The organism is Mycobacterium sp. IS-1496 (assembly GCF_001499995.1).
Lineage (GTDB): Bacteria > Actinomycetota > Actinomycetes > Mycobacteriales > Mycobacteriaceae > Mycobacterium.
Map to the genome: position 1 here is coordinate 25111 of NZ_LQIU01000018.1, position 14171 is coordinate 39281.

At 71.3% G+C, this 14171-nt stretch carries 12 protein-coding genes; 5 read left to right on the plus strand and 7 right to left on the minus strand.

Features of this window, described 5'->3' with window-relative positions:
* Nucleotides 1-142: 142 nt before the first annotated feature.
* From AU195_RS11505 to AU195_RS11530, 6 genes are read right to left on the minus strand one after another with little or no spacing between them, the layout of a single operon-like run.
* On the minus strand, nucleotides 143-1285 hold the full coding sequence (locus AU195_RS11505; RefSeq protein WP_059159198.1) for an acyl-CoA dehydrogenase family protein: 1143 nt from the start codon (nucleotides 1283-1285) through the stop codon (nucleotides 143-145).
* 25 nt (nucleotides 1286-1310) lie between these two features.
* A complete protein-coding gene (gene pntB, locus AU195_RS11510) occupies nucleotides 1311-2732 on the minus strand; it encodes a Re/Si-specific NAD(P)(+) transhydrogenase subunit beta (RefSeq protein ID WP_059159199.1) in 1422 nt (473 codons plus the stop codon).
* Nucleotides 2733-2736: 4 nt separating this feature from the next.
* Nucleotides 2737-4272 (minus strand): Re/Si-specific NAD(P)(+) transhydrogenase subunit alpha, encoded by a 1536-nt coding sequence (locus AU195_RS11515; RefSeq protein ID WP_059159241.1) that lies wholly within the window; start codon nucleotides 4270-4272, stop codon nucleotides 2737-2739.
* A gap of 52 nt (nucleotides 4273-4324) precedes the next feature.
* Complete coding sequence (locus tag AU195_RS11520; protein ID WP_286149220.1) at nucleotides 4325-5662, minus strand: glycosyltransferase; 1338 nt, start codon at nucleotides 5660-5662, stop codon at nucleotides 4325-4327.
* On the minus strand, nucleotides 5659-6675 hold the full coding sequence (locus AU195_RS11525) for a glycosyltransferase family protein (protein ID WP_059159201.1): 1017 nt from the start codon (nucleotides 6673-6675) through the stop codon (nucleotides 5659-5661). The genes AU195_RS11520 and AU195_RS11525 overlap by 4 nt, the downstream gene beginning before the upstream one ends.
* Nucleotides 6672-7628 (minus strand): WcbI family polysaccharide biosynthesis putative acetyltransferase, encoded by a 957-nt coding sequence (locus tag AU195_RS11530; protein WP_157531109.1) that lies wholly within the window; start codon nucleotides 7626-7628, stop codon nucleotides 6672-6674. The genes AU195_RS11525 and AU195_RS11530 overlap by 4 nt, the downstream gene beginning before the upstream one ends.
* A gap of 104 nt (nucleotides 7629-7732) precedes the next feature.
* On the opposite strand from AU195_RS11530, the gene AU195_RS11535 reads away from it, so the two are divergent.
* The 4 genes from AU195_RS11535 to AU195_RS11550 are packed head-to-tail and all read left to right on the plus strand — an operon-like array spanning nucleotide 7733 to nucleotide 11713.
* Nucleotides 7733-8791, plus strand: coding sequence for a glycosyltransferase family protein (locus tag AU195_RS11535; RefSeq protein ID WP_082703038.1), 1059 nt, complete (start codon nucleotides 7733-7735; stop codon nucleotides 8789-8791).
* Nucleotides 8788-9879 carry a glycosyltransferase gene (locus tag AU195_RS11540; RefSeq protein ID WP_059159204.1) on the plus strand — a complete coding sequence of 364 codons (1092 nt, stop codon included), beginning with the start codon at nucleotides 8788-8790 and terminating at the stop codon, nucleotides 9877-9879. The genes AU195_RS11535 and AU195_RS11540 overlap by 4 nt, the downstream gene beginning before the upstream one ends.
* Nucleotides 9876-10862 carry a glycosyltransferase gene (locus AU195_RS11545; RefSeq protein WP_059159205.1) on the plus strand — a complete coding sequence of 329 codons (987 nt, stop codon included), beginning with the start codon at nucleotides 9876-9878 and terminating at the stop codon, nucleotides 10860-10862. The genes AU195_RS11540 and AU195_RS11545 overlap by 4 nt, the downstream gene beginning before the upstream one ends.
* The gene (locus tag AU195_RS11550; protein WP_059159206.1) at nucleotides 10859-11713 is read left to right on the plus strand and encodes a glycosyltransferase family 2 protein; all 855 of its coding nucleotides are present in this window, start codon (nucleotides 10859-10861) and stop codon (nucleotides 11711-11713) included. The genes AU195_RS11545 and AU195_RS11550 overlap by 4 nt, the downstream gene beginning before the upstream one ends.
* Here AU195_RS11550 and AU195_RS11555 read toward each other — a convergent pair.
* The gene (locus AU195_RS11555) at nucleotides 11695-12381 is read right to left on the minus strand and encodes an SDR family oxidoreductase (protein WP_059159207.1); all 687 of its coding nucleotides are present in this window, start codon (nucleotides 12379-12381) and stop codon (nucleotides 11695-11697) included. The two genes, AU195_RS11550 and AU195_RS11555, sit on opposite strands and share 19 nt — an antisense overlap.
* A 169-nt stretch (nucleotides 12382-12550) precedes the next feature.
* Between AU195_RS11555 and AU195_RS11560 the strand changes: the two genes are divergently transcribed.
* A complete protein-coding gene (locus AU195_RS11560) occupies nucleotides 12551-14110 on the plus strand; it encodes a Na+/H+ antiporter (protein ID WP_172800547.1) in 1560 nt (519 codons plus the stop codon).
* The last annotated feature ends 61 nt before the right edge of the window (nucleotides 14111-14171 follow it).

The following is a 14171-nucleotide window of genomic DNA, read 5'->3' on the forward strand; positions in this document are numbered from 1 at the left end:
CGTCACGATATGACACGTGTCGAACCCGCCGGTCGGCCTACCCTGATCGGCGATGATCACATCATCTGCCGAACGTGAAGTCGTGTGCGAGAAACCGCCGCCGGAAACTCGCGCACAAGCTCACGTTCGCCGGGCAAACGTCTCAGCGCGCCGTGAGCGTCCGCGAGATCACCAGCCGCTGAATCTGATTGGTGCCCTCGAAGATCTGGGTGATCTTGGCCTCGCGCATGTAGCGCTCAACCCGGAAGTCGCGGGTGTAGCCGACGCCGCCGAGCACCTGCACCGCGTCGGTGGTCACCTTCATCGCCGCGTCGGTCGCCACCAGTTTCGCGACGCTGGCCTGCGTCGAGTAGGGCAGGTCGAGGTCGCGCCGCCGCGCCGCGTCCAGATAGGTGGCGCGGGCGCTCACCACGGCGGCCGCCATGTCGGCGAGCAGGAACCCGAGGCCCTGGTGGTCGATGATCTTGCGGCCGAACGTCGTCCGCTCGTTGGCATACGCCGTCGCCTCGTCGAGCGCGGCCTGCGCCAGACCGACCGCTACCGCCGCGATGCCGAGCCGTCCCGAGTCGAGCGCGGAGAACGCGATCTGCAGACCCTGGCCCTCCTCGCCGATGCGCCGGTCGGCGTCGACGCGGGCCTGGTCGTAGTGTGCGGTGGTCGTCGGCACCGCGTGCAGCCCCATCTTCTCCTCCGGTTTACCGAAGGAGAGCCCCTGCTGGTCACCGGGGATCAGGAAACAGCTGATACCGCGCGACCCCTCGCCGGTCCGTGCGAACAGCGTGTAGAAGTCGGCCCGGCCGCCGTGGGTGATCCACGACTTCTCCCCGGTGATCACGTAGCCGCCGTCGGAAGGCCGTGCCGCACAACGCAATGCCGCGGCGTCGGAGCCGGCCTGCGGTTCGGACAGGCTGTACGCGCCGATCTGTGAACCGCTCAGCATCCCGGGGAGCCAGCGCTGCTTCTGCTCGTCGGTGCCGAACGCCAGCAGTGGGTGCGACGACAGGCTGTGGACGCTCACCGCCACCGCGACCGCCGCCCACCGCGCGGCGATCTCCTCGAGCACCTGCAGGTAGACCTCGTAGGGTTGGCCGCCACCGCCCCACTCCTCGGGCTGCGGCAGGCTCAGCAGTCCGGCCGCACCGAGTTGCCCGAAGACCCCGTCGGGGTACGTCTCGGCCTTCTCGTGGGCGTCGACGATCGGGTCGAGCACCTTGTCGGCGATGTCGCGGGTCAGCGCGATGAGTTCGCGGGCCTCGTCGGAGGGCAGTAGACGATCGACCGGCATAGTTGCGTCTCCTGGTTTTCGCGGCTCAGAGCGCGGCGAGGATGTCGTTCACCCGGTCGCGCGCGTCCCCGAACAGCATCTGCGTGTTCTCCCGGAAGAACAACGGGTTCTGCACACCGGCGTATCCCGATGCCATCGACCGTTTGAACACGATGACGTTGTCGGCGTTCCACACGGTCAGCACCGGCATACCGGCGATCGGGCTGCCCGGATCCTCGGACGCGGCGGGGTTGACGGTGTCGTTGGCGCCGATGACGAGGACGACCGCGGTGTCGTCGAAGTCCTCGTTGATCTCGTCCATCTCGAGCACGATGTCGTAGGGCACCTTGGCCTCGGCCAGCAGCACGTTCATGTGCCCGGGCAGCCGGCCCGCGACGGGATGGATGCCGAACCGCACGTCGACGCCGCGCTCGCGCAGCTTGCGGGTCAGGTCGGCCACCCCGTACTGGGCCTGGGCCACCGCCATGCCGTAGCCCGGGGTGATGATCACCGAATCGGCGCCCGCGAGGAGTTCGGCGGCGCCTTCGGCGGTGATCTCGCGGTGCTCGCCGTAGTCCTTGTCCTCGCCCGGCCCGGCCTCGATGCCGAAACCGCCGGCGATGACGGAGATGAAGGACCGGTTCATCGCCTTGCACATGATGTAGGACAGGTAGGCACCGGAGGAGCCCACCAGCGCGCCGGTGATGATCAGCAGATCGTTGCTGAGCAGGAAGCCGGATGCGGCGGCGGCCCAACCGGAATAGCTGTTGAGCATCGACACCACGACGGGCATGTCGCCGCCGCCGATCGAGGCGACCAGATGCCAGCCCAGCAGCAGCGCGAGCACCGTCACCACGATGAGCAGCCACAGCTGCGGGTCGATGACGAACCACACGGTGAGCGCGGCGAACAACACCAGCGTCCCGACGTTGAGGATGTTCTTGCCGGGCAGCATCAGCGGCGCCGACTTCATCCGCGCCGAGAGCTTCAGGTTGGCCACGATCGAGCCGGTGAAGGTCACCGCACCGATGAAGACCCCGACGAACACCTCGGCGGAGTGGATGCCCAGCATGCCTTCGGCGCCGAGCGCGGCCGCCTCGGCGCCGCCGGGTTCGCCCTCGACGTGCAGGTAGCCGTTCCACCCGACCAGCACGGCGGCCAGACCGACGAACGAGTGCAGCAGCGCGATCAGTTCGGGCATCCCGGTCATCTCGACGATCCGGGCCCGCCACAGCCCGATCGCCGCACCGATGGCCATGGCGCCGATCAGCAGCCCGAGGCCGAGCGGCTCGATGTCGTGGTCCAGGGCCAGCGCGACGGTCGCGACCAGCGCCACGGCCATGCCGGCCATGCCGAAGGTGTTGCCCGCCTTGGACGTCTCGTGTTTGGACAGTCCGGCCAGCGCGAGGATGAAGAGCAGGGCCGCAACAACATAGGCCGACGTGGCGGCCGTTTCAATGGTCAGCACGGTCCTAGCTCCTCGAGAACATGGCGAGCATGCGGCGTGTCACCGCGAACCCACCGAAGACGTTGATGCTGGCGAGCAGGATCGCGACGGTGGCGATGCCGGTGATCACCGGGTCGGCGTGCCCGATCTGCAGCAGGGCGCCGACGACGATGATCCCGGAGATCGCGTTGGTCACCGACATCAGCGGTGTGTGCAGCGCGTGGTGCACGTGGCCGATCACGTAGTAGCCGATGACGATCGCCAGCGCGAACACCGTGAGGTGCACCTGCAGGGCCGCCGGGGACAGCGCGATCAGGGCGAACAGCGCCGCGGCCGCGGTGAAGGCCACCCCGAGCCGGCGTCGCATCGACATCGGCTGCTTGGCCTGCGGGGTCACGGCCGGGGCGGCGGCCGTCGCGACCGCCGGTGCCGCGGACACCTGGACCGGTGGCGGTGGCCAGGTGACCTCGCCGTCGCGCACGACGGTCACCGAGCGCTGCACCACGTCGTCCCAGTCGAGCGTGAGCTGCCCGTCCTTCTCCGGCGTCAGCAGCTTCAGCAGGTTGACCAGGTTGGTGGCGTAGAGTTGCGAGGCCGTCGCGGGAAGCCGTCCGGCCAGGTCGGTGTAGCCGATGATCGTCACCCCGTTGTCGGTGACGACGGCCTGATCCTTGACGGTGCCCTCGACGTTGCCGCCGTTGGCCGCGGCCATGTCGACGATCACGCTGCCCGGCTTCATCGAGGCCACCATGTCGGCGGTGATGATCCGCGGGGCCGGCCGGCCCGGGATCAACGCGGTGGTGATGATGATGTCGACGTCCTTGCACTGCTCGGCGTACAGCGCGGCCTCGCGGACCTTGTAGTCCTCGCCCATCTCCTTGGCGTAGCCGGTGGCCGACACCTCCGCCGCGGCCGGATCGACGGCCAGGTACTCCCCACCGAGCGAGGCGACCTGATCTGCGACCTCCGGCCGCGGATCGGTGGCCCGCACGATCGCGCCGAGGCTGCCCGCGGCGCCGATGGCCGCCAAACCCGCGACGCCGGCGCCGACGACCAGGACCTTGGCGGGCGGCACCTTGCCCGCGGCGGTCACCTGGCCGGTGAAGAACCGGCCGAATCGGTGCGCCGCCTCCACCACCGCGCGGTAGCCGGCGATGTTGGCCATCGACGACAGCACATCCAGCGACTGCGCCCGGGAGATCCGCGGTACGGCGTCCATGGCCAGCACGGTGATCCGGCGGGTCGAGAGCCGCTCGACGAGGTCGGGGTTCAGCGCCGGGGAGATCAGCCCGATCAGGGTTGCGCCGTCACGCAGCGCGGCGATCTCGGCGTCGGTCGGTGCGTTGACCTTGAGCACGACATCGGCGGACCAGGTCTGGTCGAACGATCCGATCTCGGCGCCGGCCTCGACGTAGGCGGCGTCGGAGAAGCTGGAGGCTGCGCCTGCGCCGGACTCGACGACGACCGAATAGCCGAGCTTGATGATCTGCCCGACCGTCTGCGGTGTGGCGGCGACGCGGGTCTCACCCGGTGAAGACTCGCGTGGTATCGCGATGAGCATCGGCACAGTTTGGCATCCACCCGGACCGCCGGTACCGCGGACCCGCTGATCGTCACCAGGACAGGTCGGGTTCCACGGCCCCGCGGCGCAGGCCGATCGACTCCGGATCGACGGTCACGGTGTGGCTCACGGCCGCGGCGTCGGCGGGGTCGGCGAACCGGACCGCGCCGGTGGTCCATCGGCGAACCCGGTTCCGCGCCCAGGTGGCCTGGCACGTCACCGCGACCCCCGGCGCGCTCGCGGCGACGGCGCCCACCCCGGGGCCGGAGCATGTGCGCACCAGCGTCGCGACGCCGGCTCGGGACAGCACGGCACGTCCGTCGGTGGTGATGAGGTACCGGCAGCGCCGCAGAACGTCCGGGGGAACCGGCCCGGCGTGGAGGCGGTCGTCGGAGGCGCCGACGGCGGTCAGCAACCGGGCGGCGTCGTCGCCGCGCACCCAGACACCGACGTCCTCGGCGAGGAAGCAGCTGATCGTGGCGACGAGCGAGGCCGCGGTGTGACCGGTGCCGTCCACGTCGACGGCGATGTCGGGCAGCGCGTGACGCAGTCCGGTGCGGCGGGCGTCCGGGTCGGTGATGCGGCGCGACAGCGCGACGGCCTCGGCGTTCTTGACCGCCGCCCGGTCGGGGACATCACGGCCGGCCCAGTCCGGTCCGTGATGCCAGGCGACCGCGTCGGGGGCGTGGTGCAGCACCGCTCCGTTGGCCAGGGCGCGGTGCGCGAACTCCCAGTCCTCGCCGCCGTAGCCGACGAACGACTCGTCGAAGCCGCCGATGTCGGTGAAGAGGTCCGCGCCGCAGGACATCACCGAGCTGATGACGTAACGGTAGGACCTGTGGTCGAGGTGGAGCAGGTTCGCGGTGGCCGTGTAGGCGTCGCTGAGCCAGCGCGGCTCGGGCAGCGGCCGCGGCGCGGCATCGGCGGCGAGGGAGTCGAGGTCCGCGTAGCGCCGCCGGCCCACCACCAACGCGTCCGGCAGCTGGGCCGGCAGCCGCGTGGCGGCGCGCAGGTAGCCGGGTTCGGGAACGGTGTCGGCGTCGAGGAAACACAGCACGGCCGCATCCGCCGCGGCGGCGCCGAGGTTGCGGGCCGCCGCCGCCCGGAACCCCAGATCCTCCTGCCGGGCCACCCGGATGTCGAGCGGCGAACGGCGCAGCGTCGGTGCGCGGGCTGAACCGTCGTCGGCGACGATCACCTGGACGAGGTGCGTGGGGTAGGTCTGCCGCGTGAGCGCGTCCAGTGTCCGGTCGAGTTCGCGCTGCTGGTTGTAGAAGGGGATGACGACGGCCACCGGCACGTCGGGGGCGGCGCGGCCCGCCATCAGGTCCCACCGGTTGCCGGGGACGGTGAAACGGCCGTCGCTCAGCGGGATCGGTCGTGCTGTCACGAGTGCCACCGCCGCAGCAGACCGGCGTACTGCCGGGCGGCCGCGGCCGGGGACGGCACGCACTCCGTGCCGGGCGGCAGCCACGTCACCGCGGGAGCGTCGAGGGCGTGCTCGAGCGCACCACGCAACCCGGCGGGGGTGTCCGGGTACAGCAGGACCGCACCGGGGTTGCGCTGCTCGAACTCGCGGGTGTACCGGTTGGCCGGCGCGAGCGGACGCCGTCCGGCGCCGACCCAGGAGTTGAGCGAACCGGATGCCGACACGTGGCGGTGCGGGGCGACCGGCACCGTCACGCCGCGCAGCGCGGGGCCGACGTCGGCGTCGGCGAGGTGACCGGTGACGCGGAAACGCCTTCCGCTGCGGGCACATTCATCGGCCAGTTCGTCGACGAGGCCGGCGTGTCCGGCCGACGGGGCGCCCAGGGCGAGGATCTCGACGTCCGGTGCGGCGTCGGCGAGCGCCCCGATCACCTCGGCGTGCCCCTTGCCCGGGTAGAGGAAGCCGAAGACGCCGACGGTCCGCATGCCGTCGTGGCGCGGTGATTCGGCCCCGACCGGGCCCGCGGTGGACACGGGCAGGGGCACCACGGCGACGCGGCGCGCACGCACCCCGCCCTCGGCCATCAACGCGCGCTCGTGCTCGCTGCTGACGACGACACCGTCGACGAGTCCGGCCACCTCGGCGTACGCGGCGCATCGTCGGTGGTGGTGTGTTCCGTCCGACGGTTGCGGGAGATCGTGCAGGGTCACGGTGATCCGCCCGCCGCGCCGGCGGATGTCGTGCACGAGCGCGCCCACCGCCTCAGCCGCCTGCTCGGGCGTACTCCCGAAGAGGCGGTCGGTGAACTGCACGTGCACCCCACAGGCCGGCGCCGCCCGTAGCGCGGCGTCGGCGGTATACGCGATCGGGGCGTCGAATCCGTTCTGCCGCAGGGTTCGGACGAGCTCGCTGCCGAACCGGGTGACCCCGTGCTCGCCGGGGCCGACCACCAGATGGGTGACGGCCGCGTTCACCGGAAAAGGCCCGCCGCCGGGAGGCCGAGCAGATCGAGCGTCGCGGCGTGGCGTTCCAGCGCCAAGGCGATGTAGTCGGGATGAGCCGCATACCAGCGCATCTGGATCGCGTGCACCTCCTGCGGCGTCCATATGCGTTGTCCCTCTTCCCAATTCGACCGAGAGGCAGCGTCGATGCCCAGTGCCGTCAGCACCCGGTGCTCCAGGGGCGCGCGGATCGAGCCGAGCAGCGTCCGAGCAGGCGGCTCGAGCGAAAGTGTGACATTTTGGTGACACAGGATCCGCCGCGCCAGCTCGGTCAGCACACCGTTGCCCGGATGGTTGATGGTGTGTGCGGCGTCCGCGCCCTGACCGGGCAGCACGTCGGACACCCCCACATCGGTGTGGGCACGCTCGCGGCGGGCGAGCTCGTCGCGGCTGGCGTCGGCGACCGCCCGCAGCTGCGCCGCCGACACGTCGACGTCCCACGGCTCGTCGGAGGACCGGTGGTCGCGGGCCGCCACGATGGTCCGCAGATCGTGGTAGGGCACCGGGGGAGGGGTCACCGACCGATCGGCCGGATGGCGCACGATGACCTGGAACGGGTACAGCCCGGCGTAGCGAATAACCGGCCACCGCAACACTTTCGCCGCTTTGGGCAGCCGCTCGGTCAACTGTGCCGTCCCGAGCGGCAGGTCGCGGTAGTCGTCGCGGACGGGCTGACAGATGAGCACGGCGGTCTGGGTCAACAGGTCGTCGAGGTGGCGCAGATCGGAGCGCCGCAGTTCGTGCACGGGGGGAATGCGGGCGGTGCGGTACGGCCGCTGCGGCACGGCGTCCAGGACCACCCGCAGCGCTTCGGCCTGACAGTTGCCGACGACCAACCACAGCGGCGCATCCGCCGCCGGCTCCGTACCGGGCGGGCGGTAGAAGTCCCGGTAGTGCCACACCCGGGCGGGGTCGTCGTCGTTCACCACGTCGAGAGTAGGCGTCGCCAATCGTGATACAACGGTCGTGGCGCAATCGTCTAGCAAGCGGCGAGGGTGTGCTTCCCCTGCTGCTTGACAGGTTTGGATGATTGATCGCTGTTGCCTCGGTTCCTGCCGCGCACCCCTACGTGCGTGCCGTCATCGACCCGGAAAACATTGTCCTGCTTGACGATCCGCGGCCGCCCGGTGCGACGTCGCCCGAACAGTGGTGGCCACCACAGTTCCTCGATCCGTCATATCTCGCCGACGATTCCGGGTACTTCGATGTCATGCATGTGCATTTCGGGTTCGACGCGACACCACCTGCGGTGTTGCGCGACGTCGTCGAGTTCCTGACCGCGCGCCGCAAGCCGTTGGTGGTGACCGTCCACGATCTGCACAATCCGCATTTCCGCGACCCGCGGGATCACCTGGCACGGCTGGACGTGCTGATCCCGGCCGCGGACGCGGTCGTGACGCTGACCACCGGGGCGGCCGCCGCCATCGCCGACCGGTGGGGCAGGCGGGCGACCGTGTTGCCGCATCCGCACGTCCTGACGCCCGCCGCAGTCGGAGCGGAGCGTCCCGTGTGGGCCCAACCGGTGGTCGCCGTCCACGCGAAATCGTTGCGCGCCAACATCGATCCGCTACCGGTACTCGACGCGCTGCTCGCCGCGGGCGAACCGGGGTGGCGCCTGCGCCTGGACGTGGACGAGGACGTCCGCCGCTCATCCCGGGCCGGTGAACTGACCACCGTCCGGCTCGACGAACTGAGCCGGCGCGGTGTCGATGTGCGCGTGCACGCCCGGTTCACCGACCGGGAACTGCAGGACTACCTCGGCGAGATCGATGCGCTCGTGCTGCCCTACCGGTTCGGGACGCATTCGGGATGGGTGGAGGCGTGCTACGACGCCGGGGTAGCGGCCGTCGTCCCCGACTGCGGGCACTTCCACGAACAGCACGGCGATCCGACGTACGACCACACCGCAACAGGTACGCGACTGGTGGAGAGCCTGCGGCATGCGGTCCGCGAGGGGCTTGTCGCGGCGGGACACCGGCGGGCGACCGGCGACGACCGGCGCGCGCAGCGGAGACGGCAACTGCGAGAGGTCCGGCGGGAGATGAGCAGCCTCTACCGCACCGTCCTCGCGGATGCGGACGCGGCATGACCTCTTCGATCCGGGTGGCCATGATCGCCTCGGCGCGGTATCCCGTGCGCCAGCCGTTCGCCGGCGGCCTCGAGGCGTTCGTCTACCAGTTCGCCCACGCGCTCACCGCGGCCGGCCATTCCGTGACGATGTTCGCGGCGCCGGGCTCCGCGGTCGACCTGCCCTGGGACGTGGTTCCGGTGCACGCCCTGGAGATGACCGACGCGTCCCGCGAGGACCCCTCGGTGCCCGACTGGGTGGTTCACGAAACGCACGCCTACCTGTCGGTGATGCTGAATCTGGCTGACCGGCTGAGGGATTCGTTCGACATCGTCCACAACCACAGCCTCCACTACCTGCCCTTGGCCATGGCGCGCACGCTTCCGGTGCCGATGCTGACCACGCTGCACACCCCGCCGTTGAAATGGCTGGAACAGGCGGTGGCGCTGCCGGGCGGGGTCGCCAGCTCGTTCACCGCGGTGAGTGCGTTCACCGCACGGCAGTGGGAGCCGGTCAACGGGCCGGTGCCCGTCATCTCCAACGGCATCGACCTCGACGAGTGGCGACCCGGACCCGGGGGCGACTACGCGGTCTGGAGCGGGCGTCTGGTTCCGGAGAAGGGGCTGCCCGACGCGATCGCCGCGGCACGGGCGGCCGGGTGCCCGCTGCGGATCGCGGGCCCGGTGGGTGACCCCGCGTACTTCGAAGAGGCGGTGCGGCCGGAGCTCGGCGGTGCGGTGAGCTACGAGGGACACCTGCGCCGCGATGAACTCAACGAACTGGTGGGTAACGCGGCCGTCGCGCTGGTGACACCTCGCTGGGAGGAGCCCTACGGTCTCGTGACCGCCGAGGCACTGGCCAGCGGCACACCCGTGGCGGCCTTCGCGCGCGGCGGCATCCCCGAGACCATCGACGCCTCCAGCGGCCGGCTGGCGCCACCCGGCGACGTCGACGCGCTCAGCCGGGCGTTGCTCGCCGCGGCGCAACTGCCGCGCGGCCCGGTCCGGGCGCGTGCGGAATCGCACTGTTCGCAGACCGTGATGGTCGAGCGTTACCTCGCGCGGTACGCCGACCTGATGGACGTCGAGGACGAGCGGGTCTCGGCGTGATCGGTTACTACGTGCACCATCACGGACGCGGCCACACATCGCGGGCGCTGGCCATCAGCAGGCATCTCACCGAGGAGGTGGTGTTCTTCTCCTCGGCGCCGCGTCCGCGGGAACTCCGCCCCGGGGTCGACTGGGTGCGGCTGCCGCTCGACGTCCCCGGGCAGGACACCGCGGCCGCCGATCCGACGGCCAACGGCCGGCTGCACTGGGTCCCGCTGAACTTGGGCGGCCTCGCCGACCGCTCCGCGGTGCTGGTGAACGCCATCACGACGTTGCGACCGCGCCGCATGGTCGTCGACGTCTCCGTCGAGGTGGCGCTGCTGTGCCGGCTGGCCGGCGTCGCGGTGACGGTGATGGCGATGCCGGGCGATCGCGGCGACGCGGTGCACGCGCTCGGATACGACATCGCCGACCGGATCGTCGCCCCGTGGTCGCGCGAGGTGTACCGCCCCGGCTGGCTGGCCCCGCACGACGAACGGACCCACTACGTCGGCGTGATCAGCCGCTTCGACGGTGCCCCGCCGGTCACGCCGTCGGCCGCGCGGCCGAGGACCGGACTGCTGCTGGCGGGGGCAGGTGGATCGGCGACGCCTGATGACGCGCTCGACCAGCTGCGGCGCGCGGCGCCCGACTGTCGCTGGGTGGCCGCCGGCGGAGACGCCGGCTGGGTGGACGAGCTGTGGCCGTTGCTGAGCGGCGCCGACGTCGTCGTGACCCACGCGGGACAGAGCGCCATCGCCGACATCGCGACGGCAGGCGTTCCCGCCGTCGTCATCCCACAGCAGCGGCCCTTCGGTGAGCAGTGCGCCACGGCGGGAGCGCTGGCCGAGGCGGGCGTCGTGGTCACCGCGCCGGCCTGGCCGCGCCCCGACGAGTGGGCGGGGCTGCTGTCGGCGGCCCGAACCCGCAACGCCGGTGGTCGGTGGCAGCGGCTACGCGGCGCGGGCGCCGCCGCCCGCGCCGCATCGGTGATCGCCGCGTGAGCGCCCCGACGACCGCGCTGGTGACGGTCGCGCACGGCCGCCACGGGCACCTGCGCCGGCAGAGCGCCGGACTCGACCGCTCGCGGGTACGGCCGGACCTGCGCGTCGTGGTGGCGATGGACGACCCCGGGATCGCCGGCGCGGTGGACAGCTCGGCCGAGGTCATCGAGTGTGCGAGGACGTCCGGGCCGTCCTGCGGCCTACCTCTGGCGCGGGCGCGGAACATGGGCGCCGAGCACGCGTTGCGGCGCGGCGCGGACGTGCTGATCTTCCTCGACGTCGACTGCATACCCGGCGACGAACTGGTCGGCCGGTACGTCCGGGCGTGCGCGGAGGCCGAGTCCGCCGCGCTGTTCAGCGGACCGGTCACCTACCTGCCGCCGCCGCCGGCGGGCGACGGCTACCCGGTGGACGCCCTCGACACGATGACCCGGCCGCATCCGGCACGCCCCGATCCCGCCGCCGGGCGGCTCGTCGTCGCCGACGACCACGACCTGTTCTGGTCGCTGTCCTTCGCGGTCACCGCGCGGACGTGGCGGCTCCTCGGTGGTTTCTGCGAGGCGTACGTGGGCTACGGCGGCGAGGACACCGATTTCGGCGCCGTCGCGCGCGAGCACGGTGTCCCCCTCGTCTGGGTGGGCGGCGCGCACGCCTACCACCAGCATCATCCGGTGTCCGATCCGCCGGTCGAGCACCTGCACCAGATCGTCGGCAACGCCAGGATCTTCCGGCGCCGCTGGAACCGCTGGCCGATGCCGGACTGGCTCGACGCGTTCGAGCGCGACGGGCTGATCTGCCGTCGTGGTGAGGAGATCGAGGTGACCGCGAGCGGTCAGGCGGTCATGAGGTAGTCGGCCCGGCCGACGTAGGCGATGCTCGGCGGGTGCGCGGTCGTGGCCGCGGTGACGATCGCCTCGGCGAACTCGTCGGCCGTCGGCAGCGGTCGCATGGTCGGACCGTCGACCCGGTCGCCGGAGACCACGGTGAGGTGGACGCCGGCGTGGGCGAGGACCGTCCGCATCCCGTACAGGGCGGTCTCCCCGGCGCGCTTGCTCGCGGCGACGGCCACATAACCCTTCGGCACGGCCTTGTTCGGGAAGAAGTGCGCCTGGTGGCTGGTGACGAACACGATGCGGCCGCCGGCCGGCATCAGGGGTACGGCCAGCTGGGCGAGACGACGCTGCGCATCCCGGTTGAGGCGCATGGCGTACCGGGGGTCGGCGCCGAGTTCGGGCCGGCTCGCGGTGTTGAGGACCAGCGCGTCGAGACGCCCGAACCGCGCCGCGACGGCATCCATCAGCGTCGCCGCCTGCGCTTCGTCGGAGATGTCCGCGGCCAGCGTGGACGCGTGACCGCCCGCCTGGCGGATGGCGTCCGCGACGGCGTCCGCGCCGCTGGAGTTCTCGCGGTAGTGGACGACCACGTGGGTGTCGGGGCCGGCGAGGTGCCGCGCGACCTCGGCGCCGATGCCTCCCGAGGCGCCGGTGATCAGGACGATCCGTTCGGGTCCATGGTGCATGTCTGGCTCCTTCCTCGACCGGACGATGCATGCCACCGTACACCCGAATTAAGGAAGTTAAGGAAAAGATAAGGTAACGGTAAGGCAGCTTATGTTGTCGTCGATTTCCCGGGTGCGGCGGGCCGGAACGGGTACAAGTTGTCGTCCGCCCCCGGAAGGATCACCCGCCTTGGCCGCTCTCACCTTGTGCCTGGCGCTGCTGGCGGCGACCGTCGTACTCGCCCCCGTGGCGCAGCGCCTCTCCGTGCCGTATCCGGCCGTCCTGCTGGCGGTCGGGCTGGCATTGGCGTTCATCCCGGGTGTCCCGGTGCTCACCCCGAACCCCGAACTGATCCTCCCGCTTGTGCTGCCCCCGCTGCTGTTCGCCGCCGCCCGCCGCACCTCCTGGCGGGAGTTCCTCGACAACCGCCGACCCATCGCGCTGCTGGCCGTCGCGCTGGTCGGCGTCACCGCCGTCGCCGTCGGTGCGACGCTGCACGCGCTGATACCGACCGTTCCGCTGATCGCGGCGATCGCCCTGGGCGCGGCGGTCGCCCCGCCGGACGCCGTGGCCGCCACCGCGGTCGCCCAGAAGCTGGGCATCCCGCGGCGGTTGCGCACCATCCTGGAGGGGGAGGGGCTGTCCAACGACGCGACCTCCCTGGTGCTCTACGAAGTAGCGGTCGCGGGCACCATGACGGGCGCGTTCTCCGCCTGGGGCGCTGGCGAGGCGCTCGGACTCGCCATCGTGCTCGGCGTCCTGGTCGGCCTGGCGATCGCGTTCGCGACGCGCTGGCTGATCAACAAGCTGCCGCCGCATCCGGCGGGCAGCGGCCTCGTCCTGGTCGTCCCGTTCGCCGCGTACGCCGCCGCGGACGCCGTGCACGGCAGCGGGGTGCTCGCGGTCGTGACCGTCGCCCTGGCGATGAGCCGCTACGGCGACGCCGAGTCCTCACAGACGCGGCTGGCCACGGGGACGACGTGGGAGATCATCGAATTACTGCTCACTGGTTCGGCTTTCGCGTTCGTGGGGCTGCAGCTGCGCGCCGTGGCGGTCAGCGTCGACGCCCCGATGAAGGAGTTGATCACCCAGGGACTGGTGATCACGCTGGTCGTGATCGTCGTGCGGTTCCTCTGGATCTTCCCGGTCGCCACCATCGACGAGCGACTGCACCGGCGCAAGGCGTACGTGGCGGAGCCGATCGGCTGGCGGGAGATGACCGTCTCGTCGTGGGCGGGGATGCGCGGCGTCGTGACACTCGCCGCCGTCCTCGCGCTGCCGCCGCAGTTCCCCGAGCGCGAACGCCTGGTGTTCTTCGCGTTCGTGGTGATCGTCGTCACGCTGCTGCTGCAGGGCCTGACGTTGCCGACGCTCGTGCGCAGGCTCCGGGTGCGGGCGTCACCCCACGAGGAGGACGACGCGGTGCAGGCGCTGATCCGGCGTGCCCGCGACGCCGGCTTCGCCCGGCTCGCCGAACTCCAGGAGCGGGAGGGAGCCGACCCCGAGGTCATCGAACACGCCCGCGACAACGCCGAACGGATGTGGCACTCGGTGGGATTCGCCCCACCCGACGCCGAATCCCACGATGCGCACACCGACCACGCGTTGACGGTGAACGCGCTCAAGGACGAGATGCTGGCGGCCGCCCGCGACGCCGTGGTCGAGGCCCGCTCCGAATCGGGCACCGACCCGACGATCGTCGACCGTGTCCTGCGCCGCCTCGACGCCCGCGGCAGCCACCCCGAATAAATTCACGCGGATCGCAATTCTTTCAACCGTCCGGTGGCGCCGGTAGCAATATGCCGGTGAA